The organism is Oceanomicrobium pacificus, assembly GCF_009833495.1.
GTDB lineage: Bacteria > Pseudomonadota > Alphaproteobacteria > Rhodobacterales > Rhodobacteraceae > Oceanomicrobium > Oceanomicrobium pacificus.
This window is the reverse complement of sequence record NZ_WUWG01000002.1, coordinates 1-19,963: the sequence shown is the minus strand read 5'-3', so window position 1 is coordinate 19,963 and position 19,963 is coordinate 1. Positions and strand designations below refer to the sequence as shown.

15 protein-coding genes and 2 pseudogenes are annotated in these 19,963 nt (G+C 55.0%); 1 reads left to right on the top strand and 16 read right to left on the bottom strand.

The features are described 5' to 3' along the window. Positions 1-3: 3 nt before the first annotated feature. The 11 genes from GSH16_RS06130 to GSH16_RS06080 form a co-directional block, all read right to left on the bottom strand. Positions 4-1,197: a hypothetical protein gene (locus GSH16_RS06130; protein ID WP_160853107.1), complete on the bottom strand. Its 1,194-nt coding sequence runs from the start codon at positions 1,195-1,197 to the stop codon at positions 4-6. Then, positions 1,194-1,802, bottom strand: a complete 609-nt coding sequence (locus GSH16_RS06125; RefSeq protein WP_160853105.1) for a nucleoside/nucleotide kinase family protein — start codon at positions 1,800-1,802, stop codon at positions 1,194-1,196. Before GSH16_RS06125 ends, GSH16_RS06130 begins: the two co-directional genes overlap by 4 nt. Beyond that, a complete protein-coding gene (locus GSH16_RS06120; RefSeq protein WP_160853103.1) occupies positions 1,802-2,680 on the bottom strand; it encodes a glycosyltransferase family 2 protein in 879 nt (292 codons plus the stop codon). The genes GSH16_RS06125 and GSH16_RS06120 overlap by 1 nt, the downstream gene beginning before the upstream one ends. Then, positions 2,670-3,764: a glycosyltransferase family 4 protein gene (locus GSH16_RS06115; RefSeq protein ID WP_160853101.1), complete on the bottom strand. Its 1,095-nt coding sequence runs from the start codon at positions 3,762-3,764 to the stop codon at positions 2,670-2,672. The genes GSH16_RS06120 and GSH16_RS06115 overlap by 11 nt, the downstream gene beginning before the upstream one ends. Continuing rightward, on the bottom strand, positions 3,737-4,708 hold the full coding sequence (locus GSH16_RS06110) for a hypothetical protein (protein WP_160853099.1): 972 nt from the start codon (positions 4,706-4,708) through the stop codon (positions 3,737-3,739). The genes GSH16_RS06115 and GSH16_RS06110 overlap by 28 nt, the downstream gene beginning before the upstream one ends. Before the next feature lie 429 nt (positions 4,709-5,137). After that, on the bottom strand, positions 5,138-5,959 hold the full coding sequence (locus tag GSH16_RS06105) for a class I SAM-dependent methyltransferase (protein WP_160853097.1): 822 nt from the start codon (positions 5,957-5,959) through the stop codon (positions 5,138-5,140). A gap of 933 nt (positions 5,960-6,892) precedes the next feature. After that, positions 6,893-9,514 (bottom strand): DUF2357 domain-containing protein, encoded by a 2,622-nt coding sequence (locus GSH16_RS06100; protein WP_160853095.1) that lies wholly within the window; start codon positions 9,512-9,514, stop codon positions 6,893-6,895. Further along, positions 9,514-11,556, bottom strand: a complete 2,043-nt coding sequence (locus GSH16_RS06095) for an AAA family ATPase (RefSeq protein ID WP_205524026.1) — start codon at positions 11,554-11,556, stop codon at positions 9,514-9,516. The genes GSH16_RS06100 and GSH16_RS06095 overlap by 1 nt, the downstream gene beginning before the upstream one ends. A gap of 101 nt (positions 11,557-11,657) precedes the next feature. Then, positions 11,658-12,233 carry a sigma factor gene (locus tag GSH16_RS06090; RefSeq protein ID WP_160853093.1) on the bottom strand — a complete coding sequence of 192 codons (576 nt, stop codon included), beginning with the start codon at positions 12,231-12,233 and terminating at the stop codon, positions 11,658-11,660. 134 nt (positions 12,234-12,367) lie between these two features. Beyond that, complete coding sequence (locus GSH16_RS06085) at positions 12,368-14,023, bottom strand: DUF262 domain-containing protein (RefSeq protein WP_160853091.1); 1,656 nt, start codon at positions 14,021-14,023, stop codon at positions 12,368-12,370. Between the two features lie 85 nt (positions 14,024-14,108). Next, a complete protein-coding gene (locus tag GSH16_RS06080) occupies positions 14,109-14,585 on the bottom strand; it encodes a hypothetical protein (protein WP_160853089.1) in 477 nt (158 codons plus the stop codon). Positions 14,586-14,736: 151 nt separating this feature from the next. On the opposite strand from GSH16_RS06080, the pseudogene GSH16_RS15875 reads away from it, so the two are divergent. Beyond that, positions 14,737-14,970: pseudogene (locus GSH16_RS15875) on the top strand (hypothetical protein); the annotation flags it as partial. Between the two features lie 279 nt (positions 14,971-15,249). Here the strand turns inward: GSH16_RS15875 and GSH16_RS06075 are convergent. The 5 genes and pseudogenes from GSH16_RS06075 to GSH16_RS06060 all read right to left on the bottom strand — a co-directional run. Then, positions 15,250-15,954, bottom strand: a complete 705-nt coding sequence (locus tag GSH16_RS06075; protein ID WP_160853087.1) for an IS6 family transposase — start codon at positions 15,952-15,954, stop codon at positions 15,250-15,252. Between the two features lie 58 nt (positions 15,955-16,012). Beyond that, positions 16,013-16,213 (bottom strand): annotated as a pseudogene (locus tag GSH16_RS15870) (IS6 family transposase); the annotation flags it as partial. Between the two features lie 131 nt (positions 16,214-16,344). Further along, a complete protein-coding gene (locus GSH16_RS06070; protein WP_160853085.1) occupies positions 16,345-18,084 on the bottom strand; it encodes an amidohydrolase in 1,740 nt (579 codons plus the stop codon). A gap of 547 nt (positions 18,085-18,631) precedes the next feature. Continuing rightward, the gene (locus tag GSH16_RS06065) at positions 18,632-19,543 is read right to left on the bottom strand and encodes a SphA family protein (protein ID WP_160853083.1); all 912 of its coding nucleotides are present in this window, start codon (positions 19,541-19,543) and stop codon (positions 18,632-18,634) included. An 83-nt stretch (positions 19,544-19,626) separates the two neighbouring features. Next, the coding region (locus GSH16_RS06060; RefSeq protein WP_160853081.1) for a DDE-type integrase/transposase/recombinase at positions 19,627-19,963 on the bottom strand (337 nt) is incomplete at its 5' end.

Sequence of the window (19,963 nt, the reverse complement as noted above, 5' to 3'; positions counted from 1 at the left end):
TGTTCACTCGTCCTTGAAAGAGCCAAACCGGCTGTTGAAATACAGCACGACAAAGCAAACGAAGGGCTGCGCTGCAAAAACAAGAACAAGAATGCGCGTTTCCCCTATCGCTCCAAGCATCAGCATCATGGGCAGGACGCCGAACAATACCAACAAGGAATAGACATTCAGAGCCCACACATTGCCCGCTATCCGCCAACGGCCGAGAACCGGCCGCGTCGCCGCATGTGCGAGCGAGGCAAAAAGCATCGTGGGAAAGAGGGGCCACCATGGCACGAAGTCTTCACCCAGTATCAGTTCTGTCGCCCAAGGACCGATCAGCGTTGCCACCATTGTGGCCAGAAGCACTGCCGTGGCAGCAAAGCCGACATGGCTTGCACCAAAGTTAAAGTTGCGACCGGTTTGTGAGAGTTTGGCGCTGATGTGATTGTCGATCACCTGGCTGAGCAACCCGACCGGATTGGTCACTGAGCGCATTGCCTGAAAGGCTGCCAGTCCGCCAGCGCCCCATGCACGGTCAATGAGTACTACCGCTGCGAAGTTTGTAGCAAAGTTGGCGCTGGAATTGCCAAGAGTTGCGAAGTGAAACGAATAATATCTGCCCGGCAAACAAAGTTCGATCTTGCAAAGCGACGGCCACAAAACGAATGCATAAATCGACACGGCGAAAAAGTTGGCAGCAACCTGCGCAAGGGTGAACACGGGCCCATCAAGCCGCCCGGAACCCAATAGAAAGAGTGTGCCGAAAAACAAAACAAAACGCGCAATCGTCCCTGTGAGCGTCACCCTTGCGCCGTGAAGCCGAATAGTGAGCCAGCGCGCGCTTTCGAAAAAACATTGCGAGATGAAGAAAATAACGGCCAGAGCCGTGGTCTGAAAGTTTATGCGCCCCTCGAAGCTTTCAAACATGCGCATGGCCATTGGAGCGACAAGCGCGAAGCACACCAACAAGAAACCGAGCAGAACGACCGATGTCCCCAGTTGGCGACCCGCATCAGAGCCGCTCGATGACGCGATCGGAAACAGCACCATCCCCATCAGGAAAAAGGAAAAGGACTGGTTGAGGCTGAAATACGCCGTATAGAGCGACAGGGAGTCAGACGCCAGCAATCGGGCTGCAAACACGATGGCAAAGAATGTGAAGGCCGAGGCAAACATCTGTTCGACGATCGACAGGGCTGCTTCCTGAAGCTTCACAGGTGAGCTCTTTGACGGATGCTTTTCACAGTCGCTTCAGTGCCCTCGGACGCATCAATTGCCGCGAAATAGCTGTATCGTTGAAACCGCTGCAAAATCCGTTCGTATTGCTCAGTGATCTCAGTGGCCGTTAGTTCCGGCTTTTGATCATGAATGGATTGCGGGTCGCGCATAGGGGTCGCGACAAGATCGGGCTTGGGCCCCAGTGCGAGGAAGAAACGAGGCAGCACTGGTGGCAGTTTCAGGTACGCGCGTTGATACAGAAAATCGTGATACGAGCGTGCAAAAACTACGACTGCATTCTTCCGCCAGCATTGTGGGCCAAGATACCCCAGAAGGTGATCAATGCCGTACCAGCACGCCAGAAACATGGCGTGCGCGCGCCCCAAAGGTTTCACCATGCCCGAGTTGGGTTCGCCTTCGCGAAATTCTTTCAGCTTGCGACGCCCCAAGAGCGCCGAAACCGGGGGCATGAAGCCGAAAGAGAAGTTTTTCCGGGCTACATGTCGCCCCTCGTCTCTCAGGGACTGGGCCAACATGTCGGCCACACTCGTCTTTCCGCTGCCGTCCGGTCCGATCACGACAATATACTTTGCCCAGGCCATCAGCGACGATCCTTTTTGATGGAAACATCACGAATTTTGGCCGCGCGTATCTCGTCGAGCTTTATTGAGATCATCAGTTCGTAGAACGCTCTGAGCAAAGCGTATCGTAAGCCCGGACGCCCATCCAGAAAGCCGCCTTTGAAGACATAGAGATACAGAAACCCTACAAGTGGCCGGAACGGCAAGCGCATGTAGATTTGCTTCAGGCCTCTGCGACGCAATCCGGGGTCGCCGGTGAAAAGTAGCCGGACGTCAGCTTTCTCGCCCTCTACCTTGGTGGCCGCTTCGAGGGAGGAATAAGAATTGTGCCTTTCGAGCCAATGACTGAGGCCCCGCTGGAACGGAAAGTGGAGCAGATGTTCCTTCAAGCGCTCGGTTGCTCCCTGGCAATGAAACTCTTCGTTGATTTCCCGTCGGACCGTCACAGATGGTGCGTGGCAGAGTCGCCCGAACCATGTCGGATATCCTGAACTGCGCTTGATCCACCGGCCCTCGAACATGTCCTTGCGGCGCACGTACAACAAACGGCACGTTTCCGAGAGCCGCAGGAAATCACGTCTGAGTTCAGCAGTAAGCTCTTTCGATATTCTTTCATCGGCGTCCAGGAAGAATACCCAATCCGTCGCCCTCGGCATTTCACGTAGCGCGAAGTTGCGTTGGCTGGCATAGCCTTTGAACTCATTCTTGACCACATTGGCGCCCGCCGACCGCGCACATTCCTCCGTTCGGTCCGTGCTAAAGCTATCAAGCACGACGACCTCAGCGAAGTCATCCAGCACGGACGCGATAGCATCACAAACAGTTTTCTCTTCGTTTTTGGTCAGTATGACGACCGTGATAGGTAAACGTTCACCTTTGTTATGTCCCTCAGATCTCATTGTAGACTTCAATCAATCTTTCGGACGACGAATCCCAATTGAATTTGTTCGAGCGCTCTTGCATGCGTACGCGTTCCGACTCACCGTATTGAGATTCCAGACCAAGCGACAGGAGACGAGACGCCTCCTCCTCGCGGCGAAGATCAAAGGCAAATTCCGTTTCGCCGACAATTTCGTCCAGCGCGGATCCGCGGGCCGAAAGGACAAGCGCACCGCATCTCGCACCTTCCGCGGCAGGCAAGCCAAAGCCCTCGTAGATCGACGGGATCAACAACGCCATGCAGTTGGAATACAGAACACGCAGTTCGGAAGTGGGAAGGTGATAGTACTGATGGATTGCGCTTTCCTGTATCCCCAACTCCCGCGCAAAGGTCCATTCGCTTTCGGTAAGCGGTCCACCGCCCACTGTGATCAACGGCAATTCTAGGCCCTGCCGACGAGATTCCGCCAGAAACCTGAGTACGAGAGGGAAATTTTTGCAGTATCCGCGACCACCGACATACAGAAAATAACCCCGCGGCGTTAATGACCTCCCGTCAATGCCAAACGGGTGCTTGCGGGGATCTGGATAAAAGGAACCGTCAACGCCATTATATATCACCTTGACCCGTCCAGGATCGACAAACGGATAATGCTTCAGAAGGTCCTGCCTGGTTCTTTCCGATACAGCCACGATCATCTTGGCATTTCGACAGGCCCGCCGCTTCAATCTCGCCAAAAGAACATCACGCGGTCCAGTCGGGAAGAGTTCGTTCATGAAGTCGTGAATAGTTACAATATTGGCCTTAGTTTGATGAGAGATACGGTAGTAGCTGGAATGAAAAACATCAGCTTGAACTCGAGAAGAAAAAAGTCTCCGCCGCAACAACCAACCCCGATCTGGGAAAACCGGACTCCGCAAACTCAATTCGGCACGAAAGATATTCTGCTCTACACAGGGGCCTTCGAGAAAGCTCAGAGCATCAAGGGAATTGTCTAGGCGCTTAATCGTTTCCGACCAGTATTTCGAAACGCCGCCGACAGATTGCAGCTCGAAAACTATGTTGTCGCAGACGATTATTTTTTCTCTCCGGTAAGGTAACAAGCCAGATCGATACCCAGTTCAGCAAGGTGGAGCAGTGCGAGAATGGCGGCCGTCTGACCACCCGGAGTGTTATGAAAATCGGCAAGGAACTCTTCTGCAAGCGCATTCCTGTCCGGTCCGCGCCAGCCCTTGATGTCCCGATGACGGCAGCCGAGCCATTGGCTGACGCGATCCGTCATGGCCGGCGCAGTATCTGAAAAGAACTCCCAATCGATAAGGGTGAAATCCGCTACTCCCCGAGCGTCAGGGCGGCTGAAGACATTTTCCGAACCGAGATCCCGGTGCGCCGCAGAAACTTCAAACTCATCCTCACAACGGATATCCATTGCGACACGCTCAATAGAGGTTGTGCGGATGCGACGACGCGCTTCCTGCCAGCCATCAATCTGGCAAGCCTGGAGCGATCTTGGCGCATTCGAAACACGAAGTATCGCAACAGCGTCAAACACCGCTTCCGGCAATGGCCTGCGTTTGTCGTGAGCGACCTGGTCGGATGAAACTGCGCTCATCCGAATGAGGCAACCGTCTTCCCAGATTCTATACGCCTTCACTTCCGGAATGGTGAATTCGGTTCGCCCGTACAATGTTCTGAGCGTTTCGGCCTCTCGCTTCAGGCCCGCCGCCGCGCCAGCGCTCAACGCGACTTTGATAACGTCGACGGTTTGGCCCTCCCGATCCTGATCGAAAATGTAGGCGCGGTCATTTTGATACACCTTGTGAAGAAGATAGGCACGGGTGCCCGTGGCCTCAGCCCGCGGAATCAAGGGCGTGATCCGGGCAATCTTTGGGATGCTGCCGGCCGGGACCCTTATGCTGAGTTGGTTGATGGCATTCAGCGCTTTCAGCGCCCGCCTTTTGCCTGAGTAATCGGGATAGTAGCGCTGAAGAGCCTTCAGCGCGTCCAAACGACTTCCGCCATCAAAATCGAAATCAAAAAGATACATGCCGGTTTATAGCAACGTTCTGTGAATTTCGATGTGTCGTATTATTCGCTAAAATTTGATAAATGCCAAATCTAGAGAAGCGGTTTCTGCCGGATGCAAACAGGGTTTCATTGCAATAGCCTGTGTGTCCGCCGTATCATTTCGGCGGATCAGAAATGGCGGTGGTAAGACGGGTCACTTTTCTACAGTGCCGACAGCCCAAGCATAACGCCATCTGGCTGCGCCGGCGAGATTCGCCCGCTTTGACCACGAAGGCTGCCTTGATCCGCGCCGTCACCCGGGAGTCCCATTGCTTCGGCCGCTCCACCAACGGAAGGGCAAACGCATCCAGTTAATTGATTTTGTTACAAAACTGGTGACAAAAAAGAGCTTCTTGGATCCAACACTGGTTCGCACTGATATCACCAGTGTCCACAGGGTTCACACGCCTCAGGACCGTGCAAACAATCTCCTCACCAATGGCTTGAGCGACTCACCGAGTTCCGTGTCTTGAAGCTGTCGCGCAAGCCTGGACGTCTTGATGCGTTCGTAGGCCACTCTCGGCTTCTGCAGAACCGGTGTTGCATACCCGAAAAAATCCACATCCGAGGCGTGCTCGGCTTCGCGAACGGCCCCTCGCAGGCAATCGGAATATGCCTTCTGCAACTCCGGGCGGCACAGAAAGACCTTGTTTTCCGATATCCCGAACGGAGCCAGATTTGCGTCGCTCATGAACTGGCAGAGACCGATCGACACTTCCGGGAACGACTTGTTGAAATAGTCATCGAGGCAAATCACGCCCTCGCTTGCCAGGCTCTGATCGGCGATCATCAGGTCATTCTTTGTTATTTCTGTCGTGTGGCCACCATCCACACTGAAAAATCTGCAGTCCGACTGCGTAGCTTTTTCGATCTCGGGCCATTCTAGCTTCAGAGAGTTGCGCTTCATGATGACGAGAGCTTCGGACCCCGACCCGAAGCGGTCGGCGTTGCGCATCAGCGCATCTCGGTCTCCGCGCCCGGATCGGTCGACATTCTCTGACTGGTTCTCGAAGAGGTCCACGCCGAACACGGATTCATCGGCCCGAGCAGCCAATTGAAGCAAAATCAGAAGCTTGCCATGGTGAACCCCAATTTCGCCCAGACACCCGACGACTCCGTTGGCCAATTGCCAATTCAGTATCTCCACGATTAGCCGGGCGTCAAAAGCCGTCAACCAGCCATCGACTTTTCGAAGATCTCTGGAGATGTAGTCGGAAAGAGAGTCGGTCATACGTTGAGCCAATGATTTACCGCATTTGGAATTCAATGATGATGGTATCTTCTAGGTTCAAAGCTCGATCTCTCCGGCACAAGCAAGACCGTCGAGATCAACGGAAACCGAATCTCGTGGAGTGTCGGCTAGAAATCAACCGGCACAGAAAGTCTGTGTAATTGCTTTCCTATCACTGTTGTCCATGAGTAGCACAGTAAGCGGTCGGGATACGTGGACTAGGGCAGTCGCAGGTCATACGGATGAACGCCTGTTCGGGTGAATGCTGCGGCCAAGTCATTCTTTCCAGATCCCATGCCGGTCTTTTCGATCCGGACGTACTTGGAAAGATCGATGCTGGGACCGCGCGATCTTGAACGCATGGCAGGGTTCCGCATCTCCCGCGATGCAACGGTTTCGGTAGAGGACTCGCAGCACATCCTTGCATGGCTTCAGGGGAATGCCGAGGAAACAGATCCACGGCGAAGGCTGGTGATCTCCCTAGAACCTGGTGAAGTCTCACCCGATAGTCTGCCCTGATCCCGCGCGAGCCCCCTCCACGCCGGTTGCCCCCTGATCTTTTCGATCTCTACTACTCCCCAGGAACTTCGCGCAAAGCTCCCAAGACATACCAAAGACCACGCCGCCCGTGTCGCGTCGCCATCTGCCTTGAGACAAGCCGGAACCAGCGAAACACGGGCGCAGCGCGCTCCGATCAGTCCATTGAGATATATGGGGGTTTTGAATCCGTCTCGCGGAGAGCGCAGGGCGGGTGGAAAGAGACGGTGGGCGTTCGGAGACCGATCTCGCGCAGCTGGCCAGTCTCCGAAGGGCGGATGGTCCCTGCAAACCCCTTTGGCACATAAAGAAAAAGGCCCCGCGAGGGACCTGTTTTCGGGTTTGCAACGTGCAAGTGGCGGAGGGAACGGGACTGACGTCGAACCTTCTCCATTTTCATACTGTTTGAACTTGATGGCTATGCTCTTCCTCGAAGAACGCTCCACAAGACGGGCAAAACACATTCGTGATCTGATCGGCCAAAGTCTGATGATACGTCAGCTGGTATCCGTTCTTGAACAGCGTTGTCCTGCAATCATAGCAATGGGTACGTGTAGAAACCATTTCGCACGACGGGCAGCTCATCGCCCAGTACGTGTAGCCAGACTTGGTCTTAAGCCATTGAGTTTTTTCAGCAATATGCTTAGTTCCGCAACGAACACATATGCTGTAGTCTGTATCCGAAAGCTCTGTCGGCGTGCTTCCAGGCGCGGGAAAATATGCCTGCAAATGAAGCGCAATCAAGCGCTTCAAGTTGTTCGTTGACCGACTTGCTTGCGCACCAGGCGCAAGTCGGACATGTCCCCTCATGTGGTCTACGTTCGCCGTTTGGCCGTAATCACAGTCCTTCCCCCAATCCAACGGACTGTTAGGCGATTCCACTGTTCGACCCGCCGGCTGAAGAACAAATACGCGATCGCGATCGCCACCGTAGCGTTTGGCCTCAACCAAGGTCAGGAGCACATCTCCGAGCTCACCAACCTTCCAAGAATTTCGAAACTTAGCGTCCATGACCAACGCAGTCTGACCGTCCCAGTCTGAGGGCGCGCTTGCGCGCGAAAAGATAGAGGTTCTGTCGAGGCTTCTACTAAACCAAGCGTCCCGCTTGAAGCGCAGTCTGAAGTCTGGAGTTCGCCCATTAGGTAGGACTGGCTGAATATCGAGCTTGGCGCAGAGATCAAACGATTCATGCGCCAACTCAATGGATATTGTTTCCCGATTGCCTGTTACGCCCCGAATAAGCAACTCCTGCCACCCAGCCTGAGGCACAAAGCGAAACTCTTCAATCAACACCAGTAAGATTTTGATCAGACACCAATGTTCGTAGAGTGCGCTCGCATGGAGGATTCCAATCCTATCAACAGCATCTAAGGTATCTTCGCCGAAACCCGCCCGATCCGCTAGTTCGCTAACCTTTCGAAACGCAGCAAGGCATGCAGAGTACACTGGTGTCTGACTAAAACGCATTCCAAAGGGCATCTGTGGATCCGACCGAACCCCCATTCTGCCCCAGTCTCGATTTTGGCGGCTAAGTCGTTTCCAAGAGCGATCCAATGCAGAGGCCGCCGAATTTCCGGCAGCAGCACGCTCCGAATAGGTGTTCGCCCGCAACTCAGCAGTCCGCGCCTCCTGCTGAAGTTCAAGGCGCTCTTCACGCGAGAGCGGTGCAAGCCAGTCACTTGCTGCAAGGCGCGCCCTCTTTCGCAGTTTTCTTCCAATTGCCTCGGATCGCGGCTCCACAGCAATTACTTGGTGAAGTTCGAGCAAGCGGCCTTGATCCTCTGGACCAATCGCCTGCACGCTCATGATGGCATCAATCTCATAGGTGGGTCGCAATGGGCGAGCGGCGGTAACTGCGGACGCTAAAGCGTCGGGCAACTTGATGACCCAATACTTTATGCCACGGGAAGGATCTTTTGTCGGCTTCCCGTCAGGCTTGTTGCAAAAGAAAGTGTTACCCCCTTCTCCAAATTGTTTTCCTATCGAGATTTCTATGTGTCTTGCATCGGCAGGAAATTGCTCAGAAGTCCATTCGGACAGGCCTCTGATCCTCTCTAAGGTTTCCTGCGCCTCTGCGAGTTGCCGGTCGAACACGCTACTCTCAACCATTCGATACTGTGTCGCCCGATACTCTTTACAACGCTCAATTTCGCTCGCTGCTCTCTCTTCAAGGGCCTGCACCTGCCGTGTTGTTGCAAGCGCCAACTTCTCGGAAAGCTTTGCCGCCACTTGAACCATGTGCCGAATATAGCGGTTTTCGGCGATATCGACCGTGACTTCTGCCTGACGGCCCTGAAGCCTGTTTACTGAAGGATTCCGGACATACTGCCGGAACGACATCTGGTTCGGTCTCAGCTTGGCGAGAACCTGCAGACCATGAACCTCATGGAGGTCGTGCGAAGGTCGATGCAGAACTCTTTCGACAGCTTCAGAAAACCGCTCAAGCGCATCAGCGAGCAATAAATCAGCGCCATGTGGTCGTTGGTCGTGTCCGATCTCCCCCTTGCTTCCGCCAGGAACAGGTCGGCCACCCAAAACTGCTTTACCAGAACCAAAGCCAAGTAAAAGCCAGTAAAGGTCATTTTGAAAATCTCTTAAGAAATCCTCTAGTTCGACTCTGCCAAGACCTGCAGCGACGTTGTTAAGGATGAGTCTTTGATCTCCAACCTGGATTTCGAACTTACCGATTGTCCGGTGTAGTTCGCATAGATGCCTCTTGCTGCGCTCGTGCCAAGGACCAGCTTCCACCCACCATGTGTGCCCCTCAGAGTCTGAAACAGGCTGCATTCTAACATTATCTTCACCTGCGGTGACGAATACGGGTGTGTGCTCAGCTAATGCGTCATCCAATCGCATCCCTAGCACCGGATAGAGATCATGAAAGATCTCTGTCTCGGCACGCATTGTTCCGTCGAGTTCAATCTCGATCGGGATGGATCGCGGTGCAACTGTGACTGATTTTGCGGTTCCTGACGCCTTCCATCGAACGTCCAGGTATCGAAGCTCGACCAAAGGCATCAGCGCAACCAGTAGTTAGCGATCCCATTATTACCGTCAACGCCGGCGATCACTCGATCGAGTTCAACAACGCAACTCTCGGGAACGGAGGAAAGATCGAGTTCTGTCATCGCTTCCGCAACGGCGTCGCGCAGATCAGACAGAAGCTCTGCCCGTTTCGTCCCACTTGGTCCCTGGCGGGTAGTGTCTACCACGAGCTTTGGGAGAACCTTATGCAGTAAAACGTTGTTGAGCGCCTCTGGCGGCTCCACACCAACATCTCTTGCGCGGTCTATGTAATGCAAGCTTTGACGTATAGCCCTGAACCCGAACTCGATTCCCAGCGGATCTAGGTATTCCCGGGCCAACCTCACAAGAAATTCGGTATTAGGATCGCTTGGATCAAAGCGCGGATAATCGGTTCTGGACCCAATTTCACTCGGAGGAAGGTACAAGGGAAGCGCGAGATCAAGGTCGGACTCTTCCACTTCGGCGTCAATCGCTGACCAGTCTTGGAGAACCGGGTTGCGAAAACGAACCACGTGGATCCGGTCCAACACCTTCGGAGATAAAAAATAGGTTGTCTCGTCAATGTTTATTGCGCCAACAATTCGTACGTTTGGCGGCATTGCAAGGGAGGTTGGTGTACGAATCTGCGCAGCCATCGCTCGCCGCAAACGCGCATGATGCTCTAAAATCGACTCCGCATCCTCGAAGCCACCGAGGCGGTGCAGAAGACGATTTGCTTCTTCATTTTTGAGTAGATCTTCGAGCGTGGCAGTTTCGGGGAGGCCGACACGCTTCCGGACTTCCTCTTCAATTGCAAGGAACAGGCCGTGGGAAACGACGGTATGCCGTTCCTCGTCAGAGGTGTAGAGCGTGATGTCCGGAACAGTTTCTCGGTTCTCAAGAAGGCTGAGAAAATCGGCGAAATAATGCTCTACTCGCGCAAGGTTCATCTCATCCAGAACAATAAAGTGCAGAATGTGCGGCTCACTTGCAGCAAGCTGTAGAGCCTTTAGGAACGGCGTCGACTGGTAGCTGCGTTCAATCGGATTAAAGTAGCCGAGCAAGTCTTCCGGACCCGTCCAGTTCGGCTTGACCGGGACGATAGTGCAGCGGCCGCCCAGCGACTCCACCGTCGCTTTAATGAGGCTTGTTTTTCCTGACCCAGAGTCACCGGCAAGCACAAAAAGATCGTGCGTTCTTACTAAAGCAAGCACGTCGCGAAGCTGTGCTTGGCTAAACAACATTCCGCGTGCATACAGCCTCGCCTGAATGAAGGGCGCCAATCGTTCGAAATCGCCGCCGAAATCGGACTGGAAGCTGTGTCCTGGTTGTTCGGAATGCTTTCCGGAAGAAGGCAAAAGCACGGCTAGGTCATCTTCGTCAATTAGGCCAAGAGCAACAAGTCGACGTCCCTTCTGGTCGAGGAGATCGTTGAGGCGGCGGACGCGCGTTTCCATCAAGGCAATCTCTCTTTCACTTTTTGCTTGTAACGTCATGAGCTTCCGCTCTTCGCCCGCGACCGCGTGTCGGAGCCCGTTAAGAGCTCCACCGGCTTCGGCGGTCTCATTTTGAAGCACTCCAAGTTCTTCTTGAAGTTTTTCTCTTTCAGTTTTGATCTCGGCTTCAATCACGGACATTGCGGCGGCGCTAATAAGCCGAGGGCTCTCATCACCGATGATAGCCGGAACCCAGTCTTCCGGAAGCTTCCGAAGCAACCGAAGCGAACCTCTTCTAACGTCGCACTTGTGGGGATTTTTATGCTTTTCGCGCTCGCGATTTGAGGAAAGCTCGAGCTCTGCAATAGCCCAAATCTCTTCTTTCGCGCCACTTACATCTAGTTCAAGCCGGGAGACCTCGGGAGGCGGCACGAAAGCGCTCGCTGGACGGCCAGAGACATCTTCAGGATACACAAAGCCAGTTGCGGAACGAGGGTGTTCTAGATGCTCAAGGAAAAAGATCTTCTTGCCATTCGATATTTCTCGGCCCTTTAATTTTCCAATGGCAAGTAAGGGATCATCAGCCGCGTACCCCCAAGCCTGCCGAAGCTCGTCCAATCGAAGGCGATCAACTTCGGGCCCCAAGTCCTCTATTCGTAGAGATCTATTTGTACCGGTTTTTGTGTTCACAATAGGCTGCCCGTCGAGATCTGCGCTCTTCAAATGTCTTTGCTGGCTGCATTGGGCGCTCGCGAAGGATCCGAAAGACCAAAAGCCGCTTTTACCAAATAGTTAGCTGGCGGTCTATGAGCATGCAAGTAGCTTCCCGCCACTGACACGGAAGCCGTGCCTGTTATGTTTGGAGGAGGCAACTGCGCCAGTGCAGTCTCGAGCGAGATACGGCCTTGTTGCTTCTCGGCTTGCGACAGGTGTTGGCCGTGCCAAGCAGCGAGACCCTGAGTGTCAGAAATAGCCTCAACCAAAGGGCGGGGATCGTCCTCCGCGACCGGCGCATCAAGGGAAACTGTAAAGCCACCTGCCGCACGGCGTTCCCGCACGATTTTCATTGCGATGCGTGACGCTTGATTCCGGAGGATCAGGCCTGAAAATGCACCCAGGCTGCCTTTGGCCGGATCATAGGCGGGCAAGCGACGCAAGAGATCGACCAGCAGATCCTGGGCCAAGTCTTCCTGCTCACAAACGGGCAAGCCCAGTTTGCGTTGCAAGTGCCGCGCCATCGCTGCGGCCTCTGAGGTGATGATGTGGACGTGTTTCGGTTCAAGCTCGACTTGCATATCGGTGTGCCTCGGTCATCGTTTCTGATGCTCCGAGAGTGCCGATTGCCGGGCTTCGATTGGTGGGAACGGTCTGGGAAGTTTATGGGAGGTTCTGGGAAACCTTCACTTCGGTTGAGGTCAGAACGAACAGGTCAAGGCAACGAGCCGTCTGCCAGTTTCACCATCGCAGCATGGACCCGCTCGGCCCGCGCTTCGACGAAGCTCTTGAAGTCTCCCGACACCAAATCGTCGTAGGGGACGAGGTGGCTTTCCAATCGATGCCGTACCTGATCTTCGGTGGCATTTGCATCCTGAGCCCGTTCTTCGAGATACTGTTTTGGTGTCTTTGCCGCGATTTTCCGGTTTGTCTTCCAGGATATCAGGGAACAATTCAGCGCCGAATTGACTTCATGGTCTGGAAAATTGTCCTGCAGAAGAGCGCGTGGATAGACGTGATGATACTCGCGGAAGCGTACATTCTCAGCAGTCGCCTTTGCACCATCTGCAAAGTCATACCCGCCGCCATAAAGTGATACGGCCATGATTGCCCGCCCAAGACGATCTTTCCGGCTCGGCCAGCCGCCCCGAATGAGCTCTGCAGGTTGCGGCAAGGGGTTCTGTGCCTCATCGAAAAGGTCTGCCTGCGCATCTGTTGTAGGATCTGTAATCTCGGCGAGGATCGCCTTGTAGTCTGCAAAAGCTCGCGTGGTCGCTGTTTTGAGGTACCTGTCAGTGAAACTGGCCCGCCAGATTGCCTTGCGGATCAATGTGCGTGCGCGCCCTTCCTGATCCACACCGTCAATCGGGACATTGGCCCATAGGGCAGACGTCAGATAGACAATGACTTCGGTTGGCAGGAGCTTTTCATTGAAGATTGCCTCGTCGCGCAGGAACGCCACCCCACGCTTCATACCCAGAACCACTTGGTCCCAGACTGCCGCCAACTCGCTCCCAAATTCTGGATCCAGATAAGTCCGCTTCAGCGGCGGTTTGCCATTGAGCAATGCGCCGATTGCCAGCGCCGTATCCTCGATTTTGCCATAGTCACCTGCGGCCGGGACTTCTTCATGAAGCTCGCCGATCATGTCGTGCAACGAGTCTCCCACCGCGCCTTCCAGCTGAGCGACAACAATGTCGAAATCCTTCAACGGGGAAGCGGAGGTGTTCATTTTGATGAAGACGTCGAGGGCGGTTTCCTGCTCCGTTGTCACGGGCAAGGACAGAAATGGAATGGGATAGGACGCCATGCGCTGCCGCAAGCGCATAATGGCCTTGTCGGTGGACTTGGACGTCTCCGCACGTTCTGTCCATTCGTCCATGGCCTGCTCCCCTTTCGACCCGGGGCACAAGATCGATACAGGGAACAAATGACGCTCAAGGCATTCCGGAGGATTGTCCGCCCAAAGCGGCATGCGCTTTCCGCTCTTGTTCAGATAGCGCTTCACGATTTCTATTTCTGGCTGCTCATCGTTCTCCAGCGAGACGAAGACTGTGAATTCGTCGTAGTCGTCCGTGAGGGATCGCCAGACCGCGGTCATCCGCTGTTGCCCGTCGAGCAGATTCATCTGAGGCATGCCCTTAGGCTCGGGCGCCCCCGAAATCGGCCGTGAATGGAACAACTCTTTGTCGCCGACTTCGAGGATCAGCAACGCCCCAATCGGCAGCAAAGGCACCCGCAGCATGTTTTCCAGGACGCCTTCGATCTGGTTTGGCCGCCACGCTTCAAACCGCTGAAACCGCGGGAGCGTCAGCAAACCCTCGCGGATCATCGAGAACCAGTCTTCAACACTCTTGGTACGGGCTTCCATCACAACACCTGATTGAAATCTTTGCTTTGTCTGACCCTACAACGAGGCTCAACAAAAACGACAGATGTGAAATGGCTGCCTCTGGCTATTCAAAGGCGATTTTGTCCAGAGGCACAGTGACTGAGTATCCACGAGCATGGTGGGTCTTGATGAAAGACTTGGCCTCGTTGTCGGAGAACCCGGCGCTGGTCACTTTTGCTCTCATTTCGCGCACCAGGTCTGACGCGGCCCGACCGGTCGTATCTTCAACCACCGGTCCGGGTGCTATCGGATCGTTTGTCTTCAACCGCTTGACCATGCGCAAGAACGCCGGGAACGTCTGATGGGTGAAAACAATCGATCTGCCTCGCCATTCGACCTTGCCGCTGTCGTGATAGATGACGAGTTCTGGCCCGTCGCGACGGTGCTCGGCCAAAATACACGGCTCATCAGTTTCCAGATCATCCAGGAAGTCAGAAAGCAATACCATTCGAATGTCAGCTGCCAGCAGCTTAGACGCAGCTTCTTCAGGGAATTCGGGTGAGATCAAAATGATCGGCTGCCCTTGTGCACTTTGGCGCATCAAGGGGATAAGTCCGCTTTGACCCAGAGTGCCTGACTTGAAAGTGATTGAGACGTGCGCCTGAGCATCTGTCCGGCCGAGATGCCATACGCGTCGACGGTCTCGGCGATCTGGCCTGCGAAATGCTGGCTGGCGGCATCGAGGCGACCGCATGACCTGCGGGGCTCCGACCCCCGAGACGATTACACTCCACGTCCCATTCAGGATCGTGAAGCGTGGCGGGCGCAAAGAGATGCAGTTACCCGAGGGTGCAACGCAACCGCGACGGACAGACAGCACCCTCGTCAAGGCGCTGGCCCGTGCGTTCCGCTGGAAGCGCATGCTGGAATCAGGGAAGTTCGCGACCATCGCCGAACTGGCGGAACACGAAGGGATCGTAGCCTCGAAGTGTTTGGCCAGTTACGTCGCAAAGACGTGGTTTTTCAGCGCCTTGCAAGCTAATCACCAAAACGGCGAAGTCATGAGGTCCGGAGAAAATCGCCCCTTAGAGACCGCTTTCGGGCCACCTGGCGCTACTGCTAGTGCTCAGCCCGTCCCGCATAACGCTCGAAAACAAGGGAAAAATCCGGCCGCAGCCGAGTCGGGAGAACGCTTTCGCGAGGGCAAGTGGCGGTGCTGCCAGACCAATTCGAACTCGTCTACGTATGGACAGCGTTGCTGCCCCTTATTCCACACAAAGACCCCGCCATTCGGCCAGGGCGGCGGCGCGGTTCAGCTTGAAATTCGATCTTGACGTGAGGCTACGTTCCGAATTGAACGAGTTATAGAATGACGCATGGACGGCAGCGAATTTCTGCAAACTTCGCATGCGCCTGAAGCGAAGCATCGCCCGTTCTCGTCGTCGGAAGGGCAAAAGCGAATTCTCGGCGCGATTGTTCAACCAGCGCCCGGTTTCCTGACTGTCCACAATCCCCAGTTCTTTCAATGCCGCCCCATATGAACGCAGCCTGTCTGTGATAATCGATTTGGGCCGGCCATGCTTGCGCATTGCTTTCCTTAGGAATTTCAATGCAGCTTTCTTGTCGCGGGCCTTTGTGACAAAGCTTTCAAGCACCTCACCTTCGTGATCGACAGCCCGCCAAAGGTAGTGCCGTTCGCCATTGATCTTCACGAACATCTCATCCAGATGCCAACGCCACTGGCTCGACTTCATGCCGGAAATGCGCCGCTTTCGGATTTCAGAAGCGAACATCGGACCAAATCGATGCCACCAATATCGAACCGCTTCGTGGCTCACATCGACACCCCGCTCATGCAGAAGATCCTCCACATTGCGAAGCGAAAGTGGGAAACGGACATACAGCATTACAGCCAAGCGGATGATTTCCTGACTGGTTTTGAAATAGCGAAACGGCGATCTTCTGGTCATGTCGCGACGCTACAAAACCGATCTACCCGCCTCAAGCCGGTTTTCTTTGACAGTGCCTCACAAACATTTCGTCCAGGTGCCATCGCAATTGCGGCCCTGACCGCAATCGCTCAGCGCGTTTCCGCCGGATCTCCGAAGCGAACACCGGCCCGAACCTATGCCACCAAAATCGCACGGCCTCGTGGTTGATGTCGACGCCGCGTTCGTGCAGAAGATCCTCCACGTCGCGCAGCGACAGCTGGAAGCGCACATACATCATGACCCCGAGACGGATGATCTCAGGTGAGGTTCAGAAAAACTTGAACGGGTCGCGTTTCGTCATGCCGGGACGCTACTCAGCCCTACCCCGTCGCAAGCCAAGTTGCTCTGACATTGCCTCTGGCAGCCCACTCACAGTCCGTCACGATGACGGAATTGGCCATCCATGATCGTTGCCTGAACCTTGGTCGTCAGCAGTTCTTCGGGATTATCCAACTCCAAAATATTTCGGTCCAGAATCACAATATCGGCCAATTTCCCCACCTCTAGGGAGCCCAGCTTGTCTTCCATTCTCAATTGCCAAGCAGGATTGATTGTTACGGCCTCAATCGCCTGCATCAGATCCAGCGGGGCAGCACCATTTGGGAACTTCTTAGAGTTCGCGGGGTCCAGGGGGTTCTTGAACGTAACCGCAGTATAGATCTGATAGAGCATACTGTTGGTCGACATCGGCGCGGATGGGTAATCTCCTGCAAGGCTGACGCTGACCCCGGCATCGGCCAGTGGCCTGTATTGAGAAACACGCTCGTTCGTCCGCGTGTCACCCAACATGCTGAGAAAGTCCTGATCCTGCCCAGCCCAATCCACCGAAAAAATCGGAGTGATGTTTACCGGAATGCTGTTGTCGATCATGCGTTGCTGGTCATCAGGATGAACGATCTGATAGTGATGCAGCGCATTGCGCTCGTCCGCGTTGCCGGAGTCGCGCGACGCAAGGATCGCGTCAATCATCCCACGCACAGTGCCCGACCCTTCAACATGGGCAAAAACATCTAGACCTTGGTCGTTTGCTGCCTTGACGACCTCTTTCATCTGATCCGGTTTCACCGCCGAGATGCCTATATTGTCTGTTCCCTCGAACGGCTCCAGCATCAGAACCGCGCCGGCACTCCATGTCCCTTCGGGGTGTAACTTGATGCCATGTACGCGAAACAAGTCACCGTTGTACTTGTCGGCCATTGCACGTGCCCGCGCCGCAAATTCAACCGGATCGGCTGTCGCGTCCTTGTAGGCCGGTTGAACAAACGTTCGCACTGGCAAATCACCGTCGGCGAGCGCTTTTTCAAGCACCTTCATGGAAATCTCCAAATCATCGAACATGCCAGGTGCGTTTGTGAAATTCGGAGTGACAACACCAGGAATCAGTGCTGTTGTTGTGCCGCCTGCGACCACTTGCGGCTGAAGTTTTTCGCGGCTTTCCTCGATCATTCGCTCGGGATCCCAAGCGACCTTCGTATAGACAGGAAACCACGATCCTTCCTTGCCGACGCCCAATGGGTTCCCGTCGTCATCCCTGATCCAGTAAGTAACCCCCGGCACCGGGTCCGGCGTATCTTTGGTGATGTTTCCGGCTTCGAGCGCCTTGGTGTTCAGCCAAGCGTCGTGAATGGTGAAGTCGATGATAATCGCGATCTTGTCGGGGATGATTTCATCCAACTCGGCGGCAGTCGGCGCCCCCCCCATAAGGGTTGCATTGTATCCTTGGCCGACAACGATCGGCAGATCCGGGTTTTCCGCCACGTAGTCCCGCAGCATCTGCAGTGTTTCTTCTTTGTCTTTTGCCGCATTCAGATCGACGCCTAGTGTCGACCACGCGGAGCCAAGAACATGGTCGTGGGCGCTGACATAGCCGGGGAGCACCATCTTGCCGGTCAGGTCAAGAACTTCGGTGTTCTCGCCGGTAAAGCTTTCCACGCCGTTCACGTCGCCGACATACACGATCTGATTGCCCCGCACGGCAACGGCTTGAGCCTCGGGATTTTCCTTGTCCATTGTCAGGACGAAAGCGTTCTTCAAAACCAGATCTGCGGCATCCTGGGCATGAGCAACGCTCGCGCTTAGTGCCAGGACACTGGCCATAATCAACTTCATCTCGATTCTCCCCTGTTGGCAAGTTCACCTTACTCAAAGTTTTCTGTCTTGCCATGGCCCCCCCCCCAAAAAAAACTTGAATGGTCATGGGATATATTGGCGACCTAGGCGAGCCAATTTCTGGTCTTGTATGTCGAGGGTACCTGTTGGCTCATGCATCCGTGCGACCATGCTGGGTTCACGCAGTGAACCGCTCCAGGCGACTTGTGCATCACGGCGATTCACCAGAATGAGTATCGGTTCGAAACCGTAACGAACTGTTTTGAACATCCCGCCTGAGCACTCTCAGCATCACCTCATTCCCCAGGCAGCAACATACCCGGGAATGGACGTTCGATGATCAATCACAGTGAAGAATTAAGCGGGCAAGAGCATCACGAGTCGCCAGCTGAACTGATTGAGCGCGCGAGGCGGCGGGAGACGCTTGCAGTCATCGTTGTCATCCTGTCGTCTGCAACCATCATCGGCATGTTGGGTGCGATGCTATAGGGTCGCGAGTGGCTCCCGATGCGTCTTGGACCGCAGGGCACGGAACGGATCGTTGGGGTCAGAAAGCGTAGGCCAGAGACAACAGGCTCGCCACACCTTCGGTGGTGTTGCGATTGTCAAAGTCCTTGCCCACTCGCAGGGCAACCTGCGCTCCGGGGAGGGAGCTGGGTTTCCAGACGATCTCGCCGCCGGCGACGTTGATCCGGTACTTTTCGGGGTTTCCGCCCGGAGTGCCGGATTGCTGCGACACCTGGAAAGACGTCGCCGCCAGAACCCCAAGGCTCAAACCAGGGACCACTTCCTTTCCAACAGCGGCTTCGAGCGAAAAGACATCGCCGGGCCGAATGTCCGTGTCCTTCTGCTCGCCGAAAGTCTCGTACCGGGCCTGCAAGGTTGCCGCCCAGGGCAGGTCGGCTTCCTGCCGCCAGGTCGTCCCGACGTAGAACATCTGGCTCCAGAGCCCCTTGCCAGTGTTGGTCTGGCCGCCGTCTTCGAACTTGCCGGTGGGGACCCAGATCGAATACGAGACTTGCGTGTGCCAGGCGCCCATGTGCCACCCAAGCGCGATTGGAGTGATGACGGAATCACCTTGCTGGTAGGCGGTTCCGGATCCGGGGGCCGGTCGCAGGACCTGATCCCGATAACTCAAGACAAGGCCGGCGGAATAATCCGCGCCCAGAATTTCGATCCCTGGGAAGACGTAGCGAAACGCTAGGCGCGCAGCGTGCACGTCACCACCCGGAGCCCCTATGTCCTTACCTTCATCGTCAACGAACCTGTCGATACTGTAGGCAATCCACCCATTTTCGATCACGCGCGTTCCCGGCGGCGGAAGAATGGCGGAGGTCTGGCCCAAGCCGGCACCAATGCCATAATTGCCGGCAATGGGGGCCTGTGCCGCAGCTGGCGATGAGAGCCACAAGAACAGGGCGAGTACATGAACGCCAATGCGAGTTACGAGACTTGCCATGGTTATTTCTCCAGTACGTTCAGTCGCGTTGGTGCTGCCAGACCAATTCGAACTCGTCTACGTATGGACAGCGTTGCTGCCCCTTATTCCACACAAAGACCCCGCCATTCGGCCAGGGCGGCGGCGCGGTTCAGCTTGAAATTCGATCTTGACGTGAGGCTACGTTCCGAATTGAACGAGTTATAGAATGACGCATGGACGGCAGCGAATTTCTGCAAACTTCGCATGCGCCTGAAGCGAAGCATCGCCCGTTCTCGTCGTCGGAAGGGCAAAAGCGAATTCTCGGCGCGATTGTTCAACCAGCGCCCGGTTTCCTGACTGTCCACAATCCCCAGTTCTTTCAATGCCGCCCCATATGAACGCAGCCTGTCTGTGATAATCGATTTGGGCCGGCCATGCTTGCGCATTGCTTTCCTTAGG

Coding starts and splice junctions, on each gene's coding strand:
- GSH16_RS06125 (WP_160853105.1), bottom strand. CDS start 1,802: ATGGCCTGGGCAAAGTATATTGTCGTGATCGGACCGGACGGCAGCGGA.
- GSH16_RS06120 (WP_160853103.1), bottom strand. CDS start 2,680: ATGAGATCTGAGGGACATAACAAAGGTGAACGTTTACCTATCACGGTC.
- GSH16_RS06110 (WP_160853099.1), bottom strand. CDS start 4,708: ATGTATCTTTTTGATTTCGATTTTGATGGCGGAAGTCGTTTGGACGCG.
- GSH16_RS06105 (WP_160853097.1), bottom strand. CDS start 5,959: ATGACCGACTCTCTTTCCGACTACATCTCCAGAGATCTTCGAAAAGTC.
- GSH16_RS06100 (WP_160853095.1), bottom strand. CDS start 9,514: ATGCCTTTGGTCGAGCTTCGATACCTGGACGTTCGATGGAAGGCGTCA.
- GSH16_RS06090 (WP_160853093.1), bottom strand. CDS start 12,233: ATGCAAGTCGAGCTTGAACCGAAACACGTCCACATCATCACCTCAGAG.
- GSH16_RS06085 (WP_160853091.1), bottom strand. CDS start 14,023: ATGGAAGCCCGTACCAAGAGTGTTGAAGACTGGTTCTCGATGATCCGC.
- GSH16_RS06080 (WP_160853089.1), bottom strand. CDS start 14,585: ATGCGCCAAAGTGCACAAGGGCAGCCGATCATTTTGATCTCACCCGAA.
- GSH16_RS06075 (WP_160853087.1), bottom strand. CDS start 15,954: ATGACCAGAAGATCGCCGTTTCGCTATTTCAAAACCAGTCAGGAAATC.
- GSH16_RS06070 (WP_160853085.1), bottom strand. CDS start 18,084: ATGAAGTTGATTATGGCCAGTGTCCTGGCACTAAGCGCGAGCGTTGCT.
- GSH16_RS06065 (WP_160853083.1), bottom strand. CDS start 19,543: ATGGCAAGTCTCGTAACTCGCATTGGCGTTCATGTACTCGCCCTGTTC.